Source organism: Streptomyces sp. NBC_01264 (genome assembly GCF_026340675.1).
Lineage (GTDB): Bacteria > Actinomycetota > Actinomycetes > Streptomycetales > Streptomycetaceae > Streptomyces.
The window spans coordinates 770,267-789,199 of the sequence record NZ_JAPEOX010000002.1 but is presented as its reverse complement, the minus strand read 5'-3'; the positions used below and the strand labels follow the sequence as shown (position 1 = coordinate 789,199).

General features: G+C 74.1%; 14 protein-coding genes. 8 read left to right on the top strand and 6 right to left on the bottom strand.

The genetic code is table 11. The features are described from left to right. Positions 1-46 precede the first annotated feature (46 nt). The 3 genes from OG435_RS36470 to OG435_RS36460 form a co-directional block, all read right to left on the bottom strand. Positions 47-895 carry a C40 family peptidase gene (locus OG435_RS36470; protein WP_266883660.1) on the bottom strand — a complete coding sequence of 283 codons (849 nt, stop codon included), beginning with the start codon at positions 893-895 and terminating at the stop codon, positions 47-49. Between the two features lie 183 nt (positions 896-1,078). Next, a complete protein-coding gene (locus OG435_RS36465; RefSeq protein ID WP_266883658.1) occupies positions 1,079-5,077 on the bottom strand; it encodes a helix-turn-helix domain-containing protein in 3,999 nt (1,332 codons plus the stop codon). 183 nt (positions 5,078-5,260) lie between these two features. Next, a complete protein-coding gene (locus OG435_RS36460; protein ID WP_266883656.1) occupies positions 5,261-5,632 on the bottom strand; it encodes a hypothetical protein in 372 nt (123 codons plus the stop codon). 428 nt (positions 5,633-6,060) lie between these two features. Between OG435_RS36460 and OG435_RS36455 the strand changes: the two genes are divergently transcribed. Beyond that, positions 6,061-7,101 (top strand): AI-2E family transporter, encoded by a 1,041-nt coding sequence (locus OG435_RS36455; RefSeq protein ID WP_266883654.1) that lies wholly within the window; start codon positions 6,061-6,063, stop codon positions 7,099-7,101. A gap of 34 nt (positions 7,102-7,135) precedes the next feature. Here the strand turns inward: OG435_RS36455 and OG435_RS36450 are convergent, their stop codons facing one another. Next, a complete protein-coding gene (locus OG435_RS36450) occupies positions 7,136-7,789 on the bottom strand; it encodes a helix-turn-helix domain-containing protein (RefSeq protein ID WP_430625805.1) in 654 nt (217 codons plus the stop codon). 118 nt (positions 7,790-7,907) lie between these two features. Here OG435_RS36450 and OG435_RS36445 point away from each other — a divergent pair, with 118 nt between their 5' ends. The 6 genes from OG435_RS36445 (at position 7,908) to OG435_RS36420 (ending at position 13,914) form a co-directional block, all read left to right on the top strand. Continuing rightward, positions 7,908-9,038, top strand: a complete 1,131-nt coding sequence (locus OG435_RS36445; protein WP_266883650.1) for an aryl-sulfate sulfotransferase — start codon at positions 7,908-7,910, stop codon at positions 9,036-9,038. After that, positions 9,035-10,447, top strand: a complete 1,413-nt coding sequence (locus tag OG435_RS36440) for a uracil-xanthine permease family protein (protein ID WP_266883648.1) — start codon at positions 9,035-9,037, stop codon at positions 10,445-10,447. Before OG435_RS36445 ends, OG435_RS36440 begins: the two co-directional genes overlap by 4 nt. A 78-nt stretch (positions 10,448-10,525) precedes the next feature. Beyond that, on the top strand, positions 10,526-11,416 hold the full coding sequence (locus OG435_RS36435; RefSeq protein WP_266883646.1) for a hypothetical protein: 891 nt from the start codon (positions 10,526-10,528) through the stop codon (positions 11,414-11,416). A 151-nt stretch (positions 11,417-11,567) separates the two neighbouring features. Continuing rightward, positions 11,568-13,076, top strand: a complete 1,509-nt coding sequence (locus OG435_RS36430) for an MFS transporter (protein ID WP_266883644.1) — start codon at positions 11,568-11,570, stop codon at positions 13,074-13,076. After that, complete coding sequence (locus OG435_RS36425; protein ID WP_266883642.1) at positions 13,073-13,666, top strand: TetR/AcrR family transcriptional regulator; 594 nt, start codon at positions 13,073-13,075, stop codon at positions 13,664-13,666. Before OG435_RS36430 ends, OG435_RS36425 begins: the two co-directional genes overlap by 4 nt. Further along, positions 13,663-13,914, top strand: coding sequence for a hypothetical protein (locus OG435_RS36420; RefSeq protein WP_266883640.1), 252 nt, complete (start codon positions 13,663-13,665; stop codon positions 13,912-13,914). The genes OG435_RS36425 and OG435_RS36420 overlap by 4 nt, the downstream gene beginning before the upstream one ends. A 118-nt stretch (positions 13,915-14,032) precedes the next feature. Here the strand turns inward: OG435_RS36420 and OG435_RS36415 are convergent, their stop codons facing one another. Next, the gene (locus tag OG435_RS36415; protein ID WP_266883638.1) at positions 14,033-14,653 is read right to left on the bottom strand and encodes an L-threonylcarbamoyladenylate synthase; all 621 of its coding nucleotides are present in this window, start codon (positions 14,651-14,653) and stop codon (positions 14,033-14,035) included. Between the two features lie 319 nt (positions 14,654-14,972). Between OG435_RS36415 and OG435_RS36410 the strand changes: the two genes are divergently transcribed. Further along, positions 14,973-17,486 carry a YfhO family protein gene (locus OG435_RS36410; protein ID WP_266883636.1) on the top strand — a complete coding sequence of 838 codons (2,514 nt, stop codon included), beginning with the start codon at positions 14,973-14,975 and terminating at the stop codon, positions 17,484-17,486. Positions 17,487-17,492: 6 nt separating this feature from the next. Here OG435_RS36410 and OG435_RS36405 read toward each other — a convergent pair whose 3' ends face one another. Next, positions 17,493-18,821: a cytochrome P450 gene (locus OG435_RS36405; RefSeq protein WP_266883634.1), complete on the bottom strand. Its 1,329-nt coding sequence runs from the start codon at positions 18,819-18,821 to the stop codon at positions 17,493-17,495. Positions 18,822-18,933: the final 112 nt, after the last annotated feature.

Here is an 18,933-nt window from a genome sequence, read left to right as displayed (position 1 = left end):
TGGCCGGCTTGGGGGGTTTGCGGTTCGTTTCCGACCTTACGGATGATCAACGAGAGGTGGGCACGTTTTCCAGCCAAGCCGCCCCGCGGACGTAAATGTTCGTCATCCAGGCCTGATAGTCCGGAAGATAGGACCAGGCGTCATTGGTGTAGCCGTCCGCGGTCACCGACTCCGCGTGCTTCTGGCACCCGATGCGGACGGTCGTCGGCCCGGGGAAGGCGTAGACGCGCGGGGCCGCCGTCGCGGGCCGCTCCTTGGTCCAGACGCCGGTGCCCCAGGTCTGGAACACGTGCCCCGTGACCGGGCCGGTGTCCACGCGGACCGCCCCGTGGTAGCCGTTCGACAGCCGGGCGTCGGTGATCTCACTGACCATCAGCTTGGTGCCCGACTGCCGGGCCTCCGCCACCTTGCCCGCCCCGAGGTAGAGGGCGATGTGGTGCAGGTCGCGGGAGGTCCCCCAGACCAGCAGGTCGCCGGGGAGCAGCGGCGCGAGCCCCTGGGCGGCGGTGAAGCGGGCGGCCGCCCGGTGCGTGTAGTACTGCGCACTGGCCACCCCGTCGAGCAGGTCCGAGCCGGTGGCCTGCGCGTAGGCGTGGCGGACGAACCCCGAGCAGTCGAAGCCGAGCCGTTCGGGATCGTGCTCGCTCGCCGGATCGGTGGGGTCCACCTGCCCGTACGTGGCACCGGGCCCCGGGCCGTGACCACCGCCCCAGGTGTACCAGACCCCCTTTCCCACCTGCTCGCAGCCGGCGGCGACGGCGCGCTCGGCCGCCGCCGGGGCCCCGGGGGCCAGCACCCGGCAATCGCCTTCGGCGGCCGCCGGGTCGGCGGGGGTGCAGAGGAGTACGGCCAGGAGCGCGAGGAGCGTTCCGATGAGACCTGTTCGGCGCAGCACGATGGGAGACCTCGATTCGCGGGGAGGGTCGGGGTGAGGGTGAAGCACGGCCGCCCATCCCGTAGTTGGCCGTCAGCGCCGCACCCGCGACCAGCCTGTCGGCCCCGGCCGCACCCCGTCGAGGGCCGGGCGCGGCACCACCCGAACAGGCAACGGGAAACCCCGGAGGAAACCCCCTGCGGTCTAGCAGCGCCGCGCCGCCCCCGCGGGCAGATCGGGCACCAGCGCCTGCCGCTCCCGCGGGCCGAGGCGGCCCACCGTCCGGCAGACGGCCGCCAGCCGGGCACCGGGGTCCGGGTTCCACAGCCGTACGGTGCCGTCGTTGCTGCTGCTCGCCAGGGTCCGTCCGTCGGGGGAGAAGACGACCCCCCACACCGCGTTGGTGTGGCCCGACAGCGCGGCCCGCAGCCGGTGTCCGGGCACGTCCCACAGCCGCACCGTACGGTCGTTGCCGCTGCTCGCCAGGGTCCGCCCGTCGGGGGAGAAGGCGATGCCCCGCGCCGATCCGGTGTGCCCGGTCAGTACCGCGGTGACGCGCCGCTGCTCCGCGTCCCACAGCCGCACGGTGCCGTCGTTGCCGCTGCTCGCCAGGGTCCGCCCGTCCGGGGCGAAGGCGACGGCCCGTACCGCTCCCGCGTGCCCGCTGAGCGCGGCGAGCGGGCGGCGCCCGGCCACGTCCCACAGGCGGACGGTCAGATCGTCCCCGGCGCTGGCCAGGGTCCGTCCGTCGGGACTGAAGACCACGTCGTTGGCGAAGTCGGTGTGCCCGGTGAGGATCGCGAGCGGACCGCGCGCGGCGGTGTCCCAGAGACGCACGGTGCCGTCGGCTCCGGCGGAGGCGAGGGTGCGCCCGTCGGGGGCGAAGGCCACCGAGAACACGGTCCCGGTGTGCCCGGTGAGGGTGGCGAGCGGACCGCGCGCGGCGGTGTCCCAGAGGCGTACGGTGCCGTCGGCTCCGGCGGAGGCGAGGGTCCGCCCGTCGGGGGCGAAGGCCACCGAGAACACCGTCTCGGCGTGCCCCGTGAAAGTGGCCAGAACCCGCCGTTCGGGAACGTCCCACACCAGCACCGTGTGATCGGCGTCCGCCGTCGCGAGCAGCTTCCCGTCGGGGCTGTACGCGGCGTGCCACACCTCGGTGAACGGACGGGCCGTCAGCACCGGCCCGCGCAGGTCCCAGAGCACGACGGACTGGTCGAAGGCGGCGGTGGCGAGCACCGATCCCTTGGGATCCACGGAGACGGCGAGCACGTAGTCGGTGTGGCCGGCGAGCGTGGCCGTGAGCCGGCCGCTCCGGACGTCCCACAACCGGGTGGTGCCGTCGCCGCCCCCGCTGATGACGGTGGTGCCGTCCGGCGTGTAGGCCACGGAGTTGACGTCGTCGCTGTGCCCGGCCAGCGTCACGGCCGCACGCCCCCCGCCGACGTCCCACAGCCGCACCGTACGGTCGACCCCGCCGGTGGCGACCGTGCGCCCGTCCGGGGCGAAGGCGGCGCCCAGCACCTCCCCGGTGTGCCCCTCGAGAACGGCGGCCGGCTCCGCCCGCCGCGTGTCCCACAGCCGTACGGTCCCGTCGGCGCCGGCCGATACGAGGCTCCGGCCGTCCGGGGCGTACGCCAGGGTGTTGACCCGTGCGGTGTGCCCGGTCAGGACGGCGCGCACGCGGTGGTCCCCGGCCGTGTCCCGCAACTGGACGGACCCGTCGGCGGTGGCTACGGCGAGGGTGCCGCCGTCGGGGGCGAAGGCCACCGCCCGGGCGCCCGCCGTGCCCGGGGGCAGCACCGACACGGAGCCGCCGCCCGCGCCGACGGTCCAGAGCCGGACGGGGCCGTCGGTGGAACCGGCCGCCAGGGTCCGCCCGTCGGGGCTGAAGGCGACCGTGCGCACCCGGCCGGGCGCGGTGAAGGCGGCGACGGTGCTCCGGTCGGCCACCCGCCGCAGCAGCACCTTCCCGTCGGAGCCGGCCGTCGCCAGCAGCCGGCCGTCCGGGGCGAAGGCCACCGCGTTGACCGGCCCGCCGTGCCCGCCGAGCCGTGCCAGGAAGGGCTGGGACTGGGTGCTGAGCAGGGCGCCCCGCGCCTCGGGCGTCGCTTCGGCCCGGTAGGCCTCCCCGGCGAGCAGCATGGAGGCCTCGGGCCGGCCGGCGGACAGGGACAGCGACCGGGCGGCCAGCGCCTGCGAACGGGCGGTCCGCTCCTGGGCGAGCGCTCCCGCGCGCTGCTGGTACGCCACCGCGCCGGCGGTCAGCGCCAGCAGGAGCAGGACGACGAGCGTGGCCAGCATCCGCTGGTGCAGGCGGACCCGGAGCCGGTCCTGACGCCGGCGGGCCTCCTCCGCGGCCCGGCTCGCGTCGAGGAAGGCGGCCTCCCGGGGGCTGAGCCGGCCGCGGCCGTCCAGCTCGTCCGCCCAGGTACGGGCCGTGGCGAGGCGGCTGCCGCGGTACAGCACGGACGGGTCGCGGGCCTCGCGCACCCATTCGTCGGCGGCCTGGGCCAGTTGCTGGTGGACCAGCAGGCCGGCCCGGTCGGCGTGGATCCAGCCGCGCAGCCGGGGCCAGGCGTGCAGCAGGGCCTCGTGGGTGATCTCGACGGTGTCGCTGTCCGCACTGATCAGCCGGGCCCGGACGAAGGCGTCGAGGGCGGCCGCGGCCCGCACGGTGTCGGCCTGCCCCTCCAGCAGGGCGGCGCGGCCCATCCGGCGCCGGGTGGGCCCCGTACCGTCGGCGATGTGCACCAGCCGTACCAGCAGCCGCCGGACCATCCGCTGCTCGGCCGTCTCCAGCCGGGCGAACACCTGCTCGGCGCTGCGCGCCACGGCACCCTGGATGCCGCCCGCGTACTCGTAGCCCGCGACGGTCAGCGTGGAGCCCTCGCGCCGCTGCCAGGTGGCCATCAGCGCGTGGGACATCAGGGGCAGGGCGCTGGAAGGAGCCTCCCCGGGCCAGGCGTCCGGCCCGCCGCCGGGGCGCGCCACGGGGTCCCCGGCACCGGGGTCCCGTCGGCCCGACTCCCGTAGGCCCACATCCCGTACGCACAGGTCCCGTACGCCCGCGTCCCGCAGCAGCAGCGGGACCAGCCCCGGCTCCGGGACGAGCCCGGCGAGCTCCGCCGGGCGCGTGATCGATTCCCGCAGCTCCGCCACGGACATCGGCGGCAGGACGAACAGCCCCTCGCGGAACACGGCGGCCAGCTCCGGCAGGTCCAGGCACTCCCCGGAGAAGTCGGCCCGCACGCCGAGCACGACAACGGCGGGGTCGTACCCGGTCCCGGGCGGGGCGGCAGGGGGAGGGGCCGGGGAAGGGGGAGGTGGCGCGGAGAGGGCGAGGAGCACCCGGACGAAGGCCCGGCGCTCCTCCTCGTCGGAGCAGAGGGTGAACAGCTCTTCGAACTGGTCGACCAGCAGCACCGGCCGCACGGTCGGGGTCCGGCGCCCGTCCGCCCGGGGGAGGGGGCCGGTCCCGCTCGTCAGCCGGTGGACGGATTCGAGCAGTCGTTCCGGGTGTTCCCTCAACTGCTCCGGGTTGACGCCGAGATCGCCCCCCACCGCTTTGGCGGTGGCGTCGAGCAGTTCCCGCAGCGGGTGCGCGGTGGGGGTGCACCGGACGACCGGCCAGCCCTCGGACCCCGCCACCGGGAAGCCGCCGCTCCGCAGAGCCGGCACCAGACCCGCGCTGAGCAGGGAGGACTTGCCCGCACCCGATCGGGCGACGAGGAGCAACGGGCCCTGGCCGAGCCGGTCGTGGACCCGCTCCAGGAGGGCGGCCGTGGCACGCTCCCGGCCGAAGAACCACCGGGCGTCCTGCGGGGTGAACGCCGATAGGCCGCGGTAGGGGCAGTCCCCGTCCGACTGCGGACCGCGCTGGCGGGGCGGACCGGCCGGGCCGGCCGGCTCGGCGCGGGATCCCGCCGGGGGCGGCCCGGACACTTCGACGCCGGGGGCCAACTCCGGTACCAGTCTCAGGAGCTCGCCCCCGGCCCCGAGGACCCGGTCGCAGCTGCGGGCCACGTCGAGGGTGACCGGCTTCGCACCGGTCTCGATCTTGCTGAGATAGCCCTTGCTGTAGTGCGTCCGGCGGGCGAGGTCGCCCAGCGACAGGCCGCGCTCCACGCGCAGCCTTCTCAACTGGGCGGGAAAGGCCGCCGCGGTCCCGCTCGCGCGGTCCGGATCCCCCAAGACGTCCCCCATGGCAATGTGCGCCCAGGCTGTGAGAGGCAGGTGCCCAGGCTAGCGCGGGGGTGGGGCGGCCGACCGGCGACGCGTGCGGTGTGCCGTGAAACGGCGGCGTTCCGGAGACCGGCCGCGGGCCGGTCTCCGGAACGTCCTTGCGAGTGGCGAACGGGCGGACCCGCCCGTTCGCCGAGAGACGGCCTAGCGGTTGAGGGTGATCGAGTTGATCGGGCCGAGGTCGGCGTAGACCCCGGTGCCCTGGGCGATGGGGTTGCCGCAGTTGACCCCGTTCGAGCCCTTGCACAGGCGGGCGGAGGCCCCGCCGTACTGGTTGTTGAGGACCCAGTGGTTGCCGAACTGGTTGCTCAGGTTGTGCGCCCCGTAGCTGTAGAAGACGTGGCTCGGGCTGACGGCCGGGTTCTGGTTCTGCGGGTAGATGCAGACCGCCCCGTCCGGGCACCCGGCCCACGTGTCGGCCGGCTGCGCGCCGGACGCGCCGGCGGCTCCGCCCAGTGCGACGACGGCGGCAGCGGCGGTGGCGAACGCGGCGGCGCCGCGGATCATCTTGCGCATGGTGGGTGTCCCCTCGGGTCTTGCTCCGTGCTGACACCAAGAGGCTGTCCCGGGCGGGCACCGGGGTCGACGGGTTTCCCGTCGCCCGTCGGCGGCCCGGCCCGGGAAACCCCCTGTGACCAGCGCACTCGCCGAAGGAGGGGCAACGGCCGGGCCCGCTCCTTCGGCTCCTTCGGCCCAACGGTGATGAGGCCTTCGGGCGAACGCGCTGCGCGGCGCACGGGGCCGCCGCCACCGGGGTGATAGCCCGAGGGGACCAACACACCCCGGAGGTGCGGCCGCACATGACCAGGCGACTCGTGACGCGGTCCGTCCGGCGGCTCCCGCCCGGAGGCCGCCCCCGCGGCGAGGGCCGGACCGGGCGTGCCCGTACCCCGGCCCCGGTATCCGCACTGTCACCGGTATCCCCGCCGTCCCCGGTGTCCCCGGTGTCCCCGGTGTCCCCGGTCCTGCGGACGGCGGCCGCGTACGCCTGGCGGCTGCTGGTCGTCGGCGCGGCGGCGTACGCGGTCTTCGCCGTCCTGGGACGGTTCCACGAGATCGCCCTGGCCCTCTTCCTCGGCCTGGTCGCGGCGGCCATGCTGCGCCCGCCCGCCGGGCTGCTGGCCCGGGTCATGCCCCGCGGTCTCGCCGTGGCCTGCGCGCTGATCGGCAGCCTGATCCTGGTGCTCGGCGGCCTCGCGCTGGTCGGCGAGGCCGTCGCGGGGGAATGGCCAGCGCTGGTGCGCGAGTTCCGCGACGGGCTGGGCCGGATCCAGAGCTGGCTCCAGGGGCCGCCGTTCCGGCTCGACGCGCACGCCCTGAGCGATGCCCAGTCGAAGATCGGCGACTACCTCTCCAGCCACCGCTCCACCCTGCTGAGCACGGCGCTCAGCGGTGCGGGACGGGTCGTGGCGGTGTTCACCGTGGCGGCCCTCGGGCTGTTCTGCTCGGTCTTCTTCACCTACTCGGGCGACCGGCAATGGAGCTGGTTCTGCGCACAACTGCCCGAAGGCGCACGGGAGAGGGTGGCGGTGGCCGGACGGGCCGCGTGGCGGACCTTCACGGGCTACACCCACGGCATCGTGCTCGTGGCCGCGACCAACGCGGTCCTCGTGGGCATCGCGCTCTCCCTCCTCGGCGTCCCGCTCGCGGTCCCGCTCGCCCTGCTGGAGTTCGTCGCCGCCTTCGTCCCGCTCATCGGGTCCCCGGTCGCCCTCGGCGTGGCCGCCGTGGTCGCCCTGGCCACCCAGGGGCCGCTCGTGGCGGCCCTGGTGGTCGCGCTCATCGTGGTCATCGGCCAGATCGAAGGCCACCTGCTGCATCCCCTGGTGATGAGCTGGGCGGTGCGCCTGCACCCGATGGTGGTGGCCCTGTCGGTGGTCGCGGGAGCCATCGCCGCCGGGATCGTGGGGGCCGTGGTGGCGGTGCCCCTGGTCTCGGTGGCCTGGTCCGTGCACCAGTCCCTGCGCAAGGCCCGCACGGGCTGAGGCGGGAGTTTGACGACCCCCTAGGGGTCCCGTCTCAGCCGAGGGGGTCCACGACGGCCTCGACGTGGTCGGCGACGGCGACCAGCAGCACCCGCGTGCCCGGCTCCAGCGCCCGCCAGCGGTGCTCCACCCCGCCGGTGAGGTACAGGGTGTCGCCCCGTCCCAGGCGGTGGGTCCGCCCGTCCACCTCCACTTCGGCCGAGCCGTCGGCCACGTACATCAACTCGTCGTTGCGGTGCCGGAACGCGCGCTCGGCGTCGTGGTCCCCGGTGAACTCCAGTGCGTGCATCTGGTGCTGGCCCCGTACGAGCGGCCGGACCCGGGCCGTCGGATCCGGCCCGGCGCCCGGCCCGGAACCGAGCCCCGCGTCCAGCCCCGGATCGGCGTCGGCCCGCACGATGTCCACCCGGCGGGGGGTCTCGGCCGCGGCCAGCAGCTGCACGGCCGTGGTGTCCAGGGCATCGGCCACCCGCTGGAGCGAACGCATGCTGGGGCGGGCCCGGTCGTTCTCGATCTGGCTGAGGAAGGGCGAGGACAGCCCGCTGCGCGCGGCCACCTCGGCGAGGGTGAGGTCCAGAGCCCTGCGCCGTCTGCGGATGCCCGCACCGATCCGCCGCTCGGACGTGTCGTCTTCCACCTGGCCGTCCACCCCGCACCCCGCTCGTCGTTCCCCGCCTCTGACGATCATCTTCCCGCACCTCGCCGCGGGCTTCGCACTCCCTTCACAGTGCCGCAACAATGCGCCGCTAACTTCAAAGAAGATTGCTCGCATCAAAGAAAGTTTCATGCTCCGCAGGAGGAACAGCATGTCCCCGGTCGACCAGAACTTCCGCCGCCGCCGCGGCACCGGTCTCATCGCCCTCGACCCCGCCGCCTCGGAAGGCGGGTACACCCTCTTCGCCCCGCTCACCGGCACCGGCGAGGTCTACCTGATCGACATCCACGGCGAAGTGGTCCACGAGTGGCGGCTGCCCTACCGTCCCGGCCGGCACGCCCGGATCCTCGACAACGGCAACCTGGCCTACAGCGGCGTCCTCCCCGGCGAGGAGGCCCTCTTCCCGATGTGGCACAAGTACCGCGGCGGCGTGATGCTCGAAGCCGCCCCGGACGGCACCGTCCTGCGCGAGCACCGCGATCCGCTCCAGCACCACGACGCCCACCACCTCGGCGGCGGCCGCGTCCTCTACACCGCGCTCGAACCCCTGCGGGGCGCCGACGCGGCGGGCGTGCTCGGCGGAGTGCCCGGCTCGGAGGCGGCCGACGGCACGGTGTGGGCCGACACCATCACCGAGGTCGACGCCGACGGCTCCGTACGCTGGTCGTGGAGCGCGGCCGAACACCTCGACCGGGCCGAATACGCCCTGCACCCCGACTACGCCCGCGAGCACTGGCCGCTGATCAACAGCGTCGTACCGCTCGCCGACGGGAACGTCCTCGCCAGCCTGCGCAGCGTCTCCGCCGTGGTCGTCATCAGCCGGGAGACCGGCGAGATCCTCTGGCGCACCGAGCCCGGAGTCGTCTCGCAGCAGCACGCCCCCACCGAACTCGCCGACGGCCGGGTGCTGGTGTTCGACAACGGCGTCTTCCGGCCCGGATCGGACGTCCCCTACTCGCGCGTCATCGAGATCGAGCGCTCCTCGGGCAAGGTCGTCTGGGAGTACCACGACCCCGCCCGCGAGGCCTTCTTCGCCCCCTTCATGGGCAGCGCCCAGCGCCTCGCCGGCGGCAACACCCTCGTCACCGACTCCCCGTCCGGCCGGCTCTTCGAGGTGACCCCCGAGGGCTACCTCTGCTGGGAGTACGTCGTCCCGTACTTCGGCGCCTACCGGGAATCCGAGGTCCGCGGTCTGTTCCCGTCCGAACCCAACGCGGTCTTCCGCGCCTACCGGTACACCGCCGAGGAGCTGCCCTGGCTGGACAGAGAGGCCGCCCGATGAGCGCCGCCCCCGCGAAGGCCAAGAAGACCACGAAGACCGCGGAGGCCGTGAAGGACGCGGCCCCGGTGAGCCCCGTCAGCCCGGTGGACGAGCGGCTGCCGCTGCGCCGGCTGGCTCCGCTGTCCGCCCAGCACGTACTGGCCATGGTGGCCGCGCCCGTCTCCACCACGTTCCTGACCGGCCAGGCCCTCGGCCTCGGCGCCGCCCACACCGCCTCCCTGCTCAGCGCCACCCTCGTGCTCTGCGGAGCCGGCACCCTGCTCCAGTCCCTCGGCGTGTGGCGGTTCGGGGCCCGGCTGCCGTTCGTCATGCTCCCCGGCGGGGCGGCCACCGCGCTCTTCCTCCAGATATCCAAGGACCACGGCCCCGCGACCGCGACCGGCTCGGTGCTCCTCGCCGCCGCGCTGCTCTTCGCCGTGCTCCCCTTCTACGCCAAAGTCGTACGGCTCTTCCCGCCCGTGGTCATGGGCACCACCGTGCTGCTCATCGGCATCGCCATGATCCGGGTCGCGGCCCAACTGGTCACCGGCCGCCCCGGGAGCCCCGGATACGCCGCGCCGTCGGCCGTCGTGCTGGCCGGCGCCACCATCGGCTGCACCGTGCTCTTCCTCATGGTGCTGCGCGGGATCTGGCGGCAGACCGCCGTGCTCCTCGGCATGGGCGCGGGCACCCTCATCGCGCTCACGACCGGCCTCGGCCACTTCGCGTCCGTGGGCGGAGCCGGCGTGAGCCTGACCCTCCCGCACCTTCTCCCGTACGGCGCACCGCGGTTCGACGTGCTCGCCGCGCTGCCCCTCCTCGTCTTCAGCCTGACCACCCTCGCGGAGATCACCGGGCAGACCGTCCTGAACAGCGAGACCGTGGGGCGCGAGAGCGACCCCGGACGCGATGTCCCCCGGGTGGCCCGGGCCGACGCCCTGATCTCCGTGTTCGGCGGGCTGTTCGGCACCTCGCTGATGGTCACGAGCGCCGAGAACATCGGCATCGGACGGCTCACCGGGGTCCGCAGCCGCTTCGTGACCGCCGGCGCGGGCGTACTGCTCATCGCCGTCGGCCTGCTGGCACCCGTCTCCCGGCTGCTCGCCGCCGTCCCCGCGCCCGTCGTGGGCGGATCCGCCCTGGTGATCTACGGGATCATCGCGGTGATGGGCGTCGACATGCTCGGGCGGACGGCGCCCGGCGCCGGCGGCGCTTCCACCGTGATCGCGCTGGCCCTCACCGCCGGACTGCTGCCGGTCGTGGCCCCCGACCTCTACCAGGGCTTCCCCACCTGGGCCCGGACGGTTCTCGGCAGCGGGGTCGTGGCGGGCACGCTCACCGCCGTGCTGCTCCACGCCCTCTTCCGCGCGTTCGGGAGCGGCGAGCCGCCGGGCCGGATGCGCTCGCGGAAGGCCCCGGCCGCGGACTGACGGCGGTGCTCCGCCGGGCCTGCGGCTATCCTCGCGCGGCGAAGGCGGGTACAACTGCTGTGCGAAGAGGGGGAGCGGATGCTGCGCGAAGCGCGCGAATGGTTCGACGGCGCGGCCGACGGGGAGATACGGGCACTGGAAGAAGTGCCCGGCATCGATCCGGAGCGGCTGCGGGAACTGTGGTGTGCCGAACCGGAGCTGATGCTCCGCCTCGACGGCCTGCACACGGCCGCGCAGCGGGCCTTCGAGCGGCGTACGCGCGTCGCGGTCACGGACGAACTGCTCCGGGCCCTGCGCGCCGTGGCGCAGGGAGCGGACGTGGCCCGGCTGGAGACGGCCGTCGCACTGGCCGGGACGCGGCTGGAGGCCGATACGGCCACCGCCGGGGCGCGCGGCCTGAACACCGGATTGACGTGCGGGATCGTGATCAGCCCGGTGATCCTGCTCGTGGTCTTCGCACTGGGGGAGTGGGTGCCCCGGCTCTTCGGCGCGATCCTCGGCTGCCAGGAGCAGCTCGCCCTCGCGGGAGCCCTGGTGTGTTTCGCCGGCGGCGCGATGGGCGCGGTCTTCAGCGTGATCGTCCGGCTGCGCGATCCCCGGCAGCTGATCCGCGACAGCCCCGGCGGGGCCGGCCCGGCCGCGGATCCCGTCCAGCTGTCCCGGGCGCTGCGCCAGGAGGGCTGGTACCGGGTGGTGGTGGGGTGGTTCCTGGCCACCGCGCTCTACCTCCTCGTCGCCGGCGGGATCCTCACGCTCCTCACCCCGCCGGTCACCCCGGCCGAGCTGTGCGGGCCCGGCCCGCTCTCCGCCGACGGGCACGGGGCCCTGGTCAGGACCTGGTTCTTCTGGGGAGCCATCGGCTTCCTCGCGGGCCTGAACGAACGGTGGGCACGCGGTCTGCTGCGCCACCCCTCGGCCGCCGGTGACGAGGCGGCCCCGCCGCCGGGGGACGGCGCGCGCCGCTCCTAGGCCGTCTCTTTCGGATCTTGCCTGGCCCGCGCCGCCTTGAGAAGGCCGGAAATCCGTGCGCCGGAGCGGCGGACAAGGGGGTGCACACGCGTTTACCCTGGGGGTGAACGCGTGTGCACCCCCCTCCGCCGGGCCAGTGTTCGGGAGCCGTATGTCCACCACGACGCACCCCCGCCCCCGCCCGATGGTCGCCGTCCTCGCGTTCTGCGGGGCCGTCGTCGCCGTCATGCAGACCCTGGTCGTCCCCCTGCTGCCGCACGTCCCGGACCTCACGGGCAGCAGCCGCGCCGCCACGGGCTGGCTGGTCACCGTCACCCTGCTCACCGGCGCCGTCTGCACCCCCGTGCTCGGCCGGGTCGGCGACATGTACGGCAAACGCCGCGTGCTCCTCGCCTCGCTCGGCGTCCTCACCGCCGGGTCCGTGCTGTGCGCGGTCAGCTCCGACATCGCCGTCCTGATCGCGGGCCGCGCGCTCCAGGGCACCGCGCTCGCCGTCATCCCCCTCGGCATCAGCATCATCCGCGACGAACTCCCGCCGGAACGCGTCCTGCCGTCCATCGCCCTCATGAGCTCCACGCTCGGCATCGGCGCCGCGATCGGCCTCCCGGCGGCGGCCCTGGTCGTCGACCGCTTCGACTGGCACACCATGTTCTGGGCCTCGGCCGCCCTCGGACTGCTGGACGTGCTCCTCGTCCTGTGGACCGTTCCCGAGTCCCCGACGCGCACCTCGGGCCGGTTCGACGTACCGGGCACCCTCGGCCTCGCCACCGTCCTCGTGGCCCTGCTCCTCGCGATCACCCAGGGCGCCGCCTGGGGCTGGACGGCGCCGCCCACGCTCGCGCTGCTCGCCACCGCCCCGGCCGTCGCCGTCCTCTGGGCGCGCCACGAGCTGCGCACCGCCTCCCCGATGGTCGACCTGCGGGTCTCGGCGCGCCCCGCGGTCCTGCTCACCAACCTCGCGGCCCTGCTCGTCGGCTTCGCCTTCTACGCGAACTCCCTGGCCACCGCCCAGCTCGTGCAGGAGCCGACGAGCACGGGGTACGGGCTCGGCGCCTCCCTCGTGGTGAGCGGCCTGTGCCTGCTGCCCGGCGGCCTGGCCATGGTCGCGCTGTCCCCGGTGTCGGCGCGGCTCTCCGCCGCGTACGGCCCCCGGACCGCGCTGGCCCTCGGCGCGGCGGTCATGACGTTCGGCTACCTCGTCCGCTTCTTCACCAGCCACTCCCTCTGGCTGATCGTGGCCGGTGCCACGGTGGTCGCCTGCGGTACGGCCCTCGCCTACTCGGCGCTGCCGGCGCTCGTCATGCGGGCCGTCCCCGTGACCGAGACGGGCGCCGCGAACGGCCTCAACACCCTGATGCGCTCCGTCGGTCAGGCCTGCTGCAGCGCAGTCGTCGCGGCCGTACTCGCCCAGGTGACCTTCCTGGCGGGCGGGCGCAGCGCCCCCACCCTGCACGCGTACCTGCTGATCTTCCTGATCGCGGGCGGCGCCGCGCTCGCCGCGCTGGCGGCGACCCTCTGCCTGCCGCCGGGCAGACCGGCGGCGTCCGAACCCGCCACGCCCGCCCTGCCGTCGCCCGCGGCCGACCCTGCCGCGCAGGCCGGTACGGTCGGCACGGACGGGGCGACGAAGTCCGCGCCCGCGTTCCGGGAGGGCACATGACCACCGCCGAGGAGTCGGGCCGCGACGCCATCGTGCGCGCCGCCCGCAGGGCCTTCACCCTGCGTCCCTACGCCGAGGTCACCCTGCGCGGCATCGCGGCCGACGCCGGCGTCAGCCCCTCGCTGATCGTGAAACGGTTCGGCAGCAAGGAGGGGCTGTTCAACACGGTCGCCGACTTCCAGCCGGCCGCCGACGCCCTGTTCGCGGCGGAGCCGGCCGTACTGGGCCGCCACCTCGTCCTGACCATGGTCCGGCTGCGCGACGAGCTCCGCGGGGACCCGCTGCTGCGCGTGGTCTTCTCGCTGGGCATCGACGACGAGCGCACCCTGCTGCGCGAGCGCTTCCGCGAACAGGTCACCGCCCGCCTCGCGGCCCGCCTCGCCGGCGCCGACCGGGAGCTGCGCGCCGAGCTGATCGCGGGCCAGCTGCTGGGCCTGGGGGCGACGCTGAGTCTGCACCGGCCCGATGGCGCGGGTATCCGTACGGCGCCCGGACGATTGGCGGACCTGTACGCGCCCGGGCTCCAGGGGCTCATCGACGGCGGCGCCGCACGGCGTGATCCGCGGGACCCGGTTAGCGTCGGGGGATGAGTACCGAACCGCAGAGCTTCGAGATCCTGCTGGTGCCCGAACACGTGGTGGAGGGGTCGGCGGACGACGCCGTCCGCTCGGCCGTCGTCGCACCGACCGGCCAGAAGGGCGCCTCCGGCTATCCCCGCTACTCGGGTGACGGAATGGTGGCGGACATCGATCCGGTCACCCGGACGGTGGAAGCACTCCTCGTGGACGGCTCCGAGCTCGACTACGGCCTCAAGCCCGTCCTGCACCCGCGCGCCTGACAGGCGGTTCCGGCACACGGTCCTGACCTGACACACAGACCTGACACACAGACCTGACACGCACTCCCCGTGACCCGTACAGGCGGGCAGGCCCGGCCTGCCCGCCGCCCGTGCGGCGTCACTCGAAGCGGGTGGTGTCCCCCGCGCCCCGCCGGACGATCTCGGCCTCGCCGCTGGAGAAGTCGATGACCGTCGTCGGCAGCGTCCCGCACTCGCCCGAGTCGACCACCATGTCGACGACGTGGTCGAGCCGGTCCTTGATCTCCCAGCCCTGCGTCATCGGCTCCGCCTCGTCGGGCAGGAGCAGGGTGCTCGACAGCAGCGGCTCGCCGAGCTCGGCCAGCAGCGCCTGGACCACGACGTGGTCGGGGATGCGCACGCCGACCGTCTTCTTCTTCGGGTGCTGGAGCTGGCGCGGTACTTCCTTCGTCGCCGGGAGGATGAAGGTGTAGCTGCCGGGGGTGGACGCCTTGATCGCGCGGAAGACGTCGTTGTCGATGATGACGAACTGTCCGAGCTGCGCGAAGTTCTCGCACACCAGGGTGAAGTGGTGGCGGTCGTCGAGCTGCCGGATGGACCGGATCCGGTCCACCCCGTCACGGTTGCCCAGCTGGGCGCCCAGCGCGTAGCAGGAGTCCGTCGGGTAGGCGACGAGCCCGCCCGCGCGGATGCCGTCGGCGATGCTGCCGATGGCGCGGGGCTGGGGGTTTTCGGGGTGTACGTCGAAGTACTTTGCCATCCGTCGAGCCTACGGGATCCGGTGGTTCCGGCACCCTGCCCGGGCCGGGGGCTCCCCAGGGGCCGAGGTGAGCGAAAAGTGCTAATTGTCCATTTTTAATATCGCCTGGACCGTACCTTCCCGTGATTGCGATCATATTTGCCGCTTCGGATGCATGAATTTTTCGGCGGTGTACATAGGGTGCGTGGATCGGCGGCCTGACTGTGGCCGATAATTCACGCACGAGGGTTTGCCACATATGACCGCCACTTCGCTGCCGCCCGCTGGAAAGCCCCTCTCGACGGGACGTCGCGGAGAGGCACCGGCCCAGGTGGGCGGGGTGAATCGGAATATCGCATTCCTCTCCGCTCTCGTCTCCGCACTCATATCCATGGGGGCCTACAGCGCCGGTCTCGCGGCGCGCGGCGTGTACCCCTTCGGAGACATCCCGCGCGCGACCAATGACCTGCGCCACCAGTACGTCCCCTTCCACACGCATCTCTGGGACCTCCTGCACGGCAACGCCCAGGGCGACCTCCTGTTCAACTGGCAGAGCGGGTACGGCGTCGGATTCCTCGGCGACTTCTTCACCTATCTCGGCAATCCGTTCTCCCTGCTGGCCGGCGTCCTGCCGCGGGAGCACGCGGAACTCTCCGCCTACCTCGTCAGCCTCTGCAGCATCGGTCTCGCCGCCGCGCTGATGACCGTGTACCTGGGACGCCTGCGCCCCGGATCGCCCTGGCTGCGCTCCCTGCTCGGCGTCGGCTACGCCGTCTGCGGCTGGGGAGTCACCGAAGGCACCATCGTCCCGATGTGGACCTGGGGCCTGGTCGCGATACCGATGCTGGGGATAGCCGCCGACTGGTGTCTGACCGGCCGCCGCTGGGTCCTCGGCAGCCTCCTCATGGCCCTGTGCTGGTACGCCAACTTCTACACCGCCGCCATGGCCACCATGGCCACCGCGCTCGTCTTCCTCGTACGGCTCCTGCTCGCCGACACCGACTGGCGCACCCGCGGCCGGGCGCTGTGGCGGGCCGCCACCATGACCGGCACCGGACTGCTCCTCGCCGCCCCCGCCATCCTGGTGTGCGCCTTCGCCAACAAGCGGGCCCAGCCCACCGAGCTGTACGTGGTCAGCGTGAAGACCGACCCGCTGACCTTCCTGTCGATGCTCATACCGGGGACCCACCCGATCACGCCGGCGCCGAACGTCTACGCCGGCGTACTGGTCCTCCTCCTCGTCCTGACCCTGCCCTTCCAGTCGAAGGTGCACCTCCGCGAACGCGTCGCCTGGCTCTCGCTCATCGCCCTGACGGGGCTCTCCTTCGTCTTCGTCCCGACCGCCAAGCTCTGGCAGGGCGGGGCCCTCCCGCACGGCGCCCCCTTCCGCGAGTCCTTCGTGTTCAGCGGCATGCTGGCGATGGCCGCCTGGATCTGCCTCGCCCACATGCCCCGCCCCCGCGCCCTGCTCGGCGGCGCCGGCCTGCTGGCCCTGCTCGTCGCGGCCACCTACGACTTCCCGGCGGTCAACCGGCACGCCCTCAAGGGCGTCCTGATCGGCGGCGCCGTCACCGCCGTCCTGCTCCTCTTCTACGCGCGCGGGCTGCGCCGCCCCCTGCGCATCGGGGTCATGGTGCTGCTGGCCTTCTCGGTCTTCGCCGGCACCACGTACACCGTCTACGGCAACGCCGTCGCCAACGACCCCCGCCGACGCGGCCCCGCCCGCCCCCAGACGATGACCGAGCTCGGCCAGAGCGCGCACGAGGCGCTGGACGCACACCGCAACTGGCCCGCCACCCGCGCCGACGCCGGACCCGGGATCTTCGTCACCAACAACGACGCGATGCTGGTCGGCGGCCAGGGCGGCTCCTACTACAGCAGCTACGTCAGCGTGGAAACCGCGACCGCGCTGCGCGGACTCGGGCTCGGACAGGGGATGGGCGGCCGCCACCTGTGGCCCGTGAACGACCCGGTCCTGCGGGCCCTGCTCGGCGTCGGCACCGTCCTCGAACCGGCCGGCGAGGACCGCGTCACCGTGCGCACCCTGCCCGCCCCACCGCTGGTCACCTTGCGTGCGACCGGCAGCGACCAGGCCTACGGGGCACCCGAAGGCTCCGTCTGGGCCCGGCGCCAGGCCGCCCTCGGGGCCAAGGTCTACACCGTGCCCCCGCTCACTCGCGTCGGAGCTCCGGCCGTACCCGCCCCGGCGCCCGGGCAGGGCTTCCCCCTGACCAAGGGCACGGGCGAGGGCAAGGAGAGCTGGGCCACGTTCACCGGGAAGTGCACCCCGGGCGCACGCGCCTTCCTCTACGCACCCGACCTGAACGCGACCGCCCGGGCCGAGGACACCGGCCGCCGCGACAGCTTCGCCGCCAGGCCTCCCGCGGTCAGCGCTCCGATCAAGGAACTGGGCAAGGCGGGGGCCGACGGCCGCTTCACCTTCTCCGTGCGCACCCCCAAGGACGGCCAGGTCCTGCCGCCCGACGCGCTCGGCTGCCTCGACCAGGCCGCCTTCGACACGGCTGTGACCCGTCTGAAGACCGGCGGGGCCACCGACGTCACCACCGGCGGGCACACCGTCGAGGCCCGGCTCCCCAAGGGCTCGACCGGCACCGCGGTGCTCGCCACCACGGCGTCCCCCGGCTGGGCCTGCTCGGTCGACGGCGGCCCGGCCCGCGCCCCGGTCTCGCACCAGGGCCTGCTCGGCATCCCCCTGGGATCCGGCGGCGCCGACCGGCTGGCCTGCTCGTACACCCCCGAGGGGCTGCGCCCCGGACTGGGCGCAGCCGCGGCGGGTCTGCTGCTCATCGCGGGTGTCCTGGTGGGTACCCGATGGCGGGCACGCCGACGCTGATCCCGGTCAGGACCGGCCCGCGAGCGTGGCCGGCGTCGGACCGTCCGGACGCACCGTGATGCTGTAGGCGGCCCTGTCCGGTACGGACCGGAAGGCCGGCTCGTGGGCCGGCAGCAGGTGTTCCAGCAGCACCGTCGACTCGCGCAGCGCGAACTGCAGTCCCAGGCAGGCGCGGGGGCCGATGCCGAAGGGCACGTACCCGCCCGGGACGGACGGCCGCCCGCCCGGTGCGGTGAAGCGCCGCGGGTCGAAGCGCTCGGGATCGGGCCACAGGACCGGGGCGCGGTGCGCGAGGTAGGGGCAGACGACCACATCGGTGCCCGCCTCGACGGCGAAGCCCGCCAGGACGTCGTCCTCGACGGCGTGCCGGGGCAGGATCCAGGCGGACGGGTACAGCCGCAACGTCTCGCTGATCAGGGCCTGGACCGCCTCCCGGCGCTCGGCAGAGCCCTCGGCGCCCGCCGCTAGGGCCCACGCGCGGGCCTCGGGATGGCGGTCGAGGAGCAAGTACAGCCAGGTCAGGGTGGTGGCCGTGGTCTCGTGCCCGGCGACCAGCAGCGTGACCAGCTCGTCGCGGATCAGCCGGTCGGTGTACTCGGGCCGCTCGGCGGACGCCTCCACCAGCAGATGGAGCAACCCCGGCCCGTCGGGACCCGCGGAGCCCCCGCGGGCGGCGGCGATGGCGTGCCGGGCCACGGCGTCGATCCTGGCCAGATCGGCGGCGACCGCCTCCCCGGCACCGGCGGAATCGGCCGGCAGCGTGGGCAGGGCCGCCACCACGGCCGCGACGGCGCCCAGTTCGCGGTCGGTGTCCGCGTCCAGCGGATGGCCGGTCAGGGAGCGCCAGATGGTGTCGAGGGCGAAGCGCCGCATCTCCTCGCCGACGTCGAAGACCTCCCCGGTACGCGCGTACGCGGCCCAGCGCCCGGCGGCCGTCCGCGCGGCCCCGGCGATCCGCTGCTCGTGGCGGCGCATCCCGGTCCCAGTGAACTGGGACTGCAGGAGCCGCCGCTGCCGCTTCCACGCCTCGCCGGTCGCGGAGAGCACGCCCTCGCCGACCAGCGGCCGGGCGCGGTGCGAGCGCTTGACGTAGCGCTGCGGATGCAGGGCCAGCACGTGCTGGATCGCCTCCGGACCGGTGACCAGCACGGTCGGCCGGCCGCTGGGACCGTCGTCCCCGAGCCGGAACGCGCCGACCCCGCCGAGCCGTCCGCAGACCTCGGCCAGCAGCTCGACGAGCGGGCCCCCGCCCGCGCTCCACCGTGCCACGACGGCGGGATCCAGCTCGGGGACCGGGGGAGCGGTGCGGCCCACGGGACCGGCTTCGATGGCCATCGGTGTTCCCCTGTTCGTCCGATCGTCCGTTCGTCGGGTCGTCAGGTCGCGGACCGGCCGCGCGACGCCGGCTGCCGCCCGCGCCGGGCCGACGGCAGCACGGACTGTACGG

What these genes read in the sequence shown, in the direction of transcription:
- OG435_RS36465 (WP_266883658.1), bottom strand. Translation starts at nt 5,077, where the DNA reads ATGGGGGACGTCTTGGGGGATCCGGACCGCGCGAGCGGGACCGCGGCG.
- OG435_RS36450 (WP_430625805.1), bottom strand. Translation starts at nt 7,789, where the DNA reads ATGATCGTCAGAGGCGGGGAACGACGAGCGGGGTGCGGGGTGGACGGC.
- OG435_RS36460 (WP_266883656.1), bottom strand. Translation starts at nt 5,632, where the DNA reads ATGCGCAAGATGATCCGCGGCGCCGCCGCGTTCGCCACCGCCGCTGCC.
- OG435_RS36415 (WP_266883638.1), bottom strand. Translation starts at nt 14,653, where the DNA reads ATGGCAAAGTACTTCGACGTACACCCCGAAAACCCCCAGCCCCGCGCC.
- OG435_RS36445 (WP_266883650.1), top strand. Translation starts at nt 7,908, where the DNA reads ATGTCCCCGGTCGACCAGAACTTCCGCCGCCGCCGCGGCACCGGTCTC.
- OG435_RS36405 (WP_266883634.1), bottom strand. Translation starts at nt 18,821, where the DNA reads ATGGCCATCGAAGCCGGTCCCGTGGGCCGCACCGCTCCCCCGGTCCCC.
- OG435_RS36420 (WP_266883640.1), top strand. Translation starts at nt 13,663, where the DNA reads ATGAGTACCGAACCGCAGAGCTTCGAGATCCTGCTGGTGCCCGAACAC.
- OG435_RS36430 (WP_266883644.1), top strand. Translation starts at nt 11,568, where the DNA reads ATGTCCACCACGACGCACCCCCGCCCCCGCCCGATGGTCGCCGTCCTC.
- OG435_RS36425 (WP_266883642.1), top strand. Translation starts at nt 13,073, where the DNA reads ATGACCACCGCCGAGGAGTCGGGCCGCGACGCCATCGTGCGCGCCGCC.
- OG435_RS36435 (WP_266883646.1), top strand. Translation starts at nt 10,526, where the DNA reads ATGCTGCGCGAAGCGCGCGAATGGTTCGACGGCGCGGCCGACGGGGAG.
- OG435_RS36440 (WP_266883648.1), top strand. Translation starts at nt 9,035, where the DNA reads ATGAGCGCCGCCCCCGCGAAGGCCAAGAAGACCACGAAGACCGCGGAG.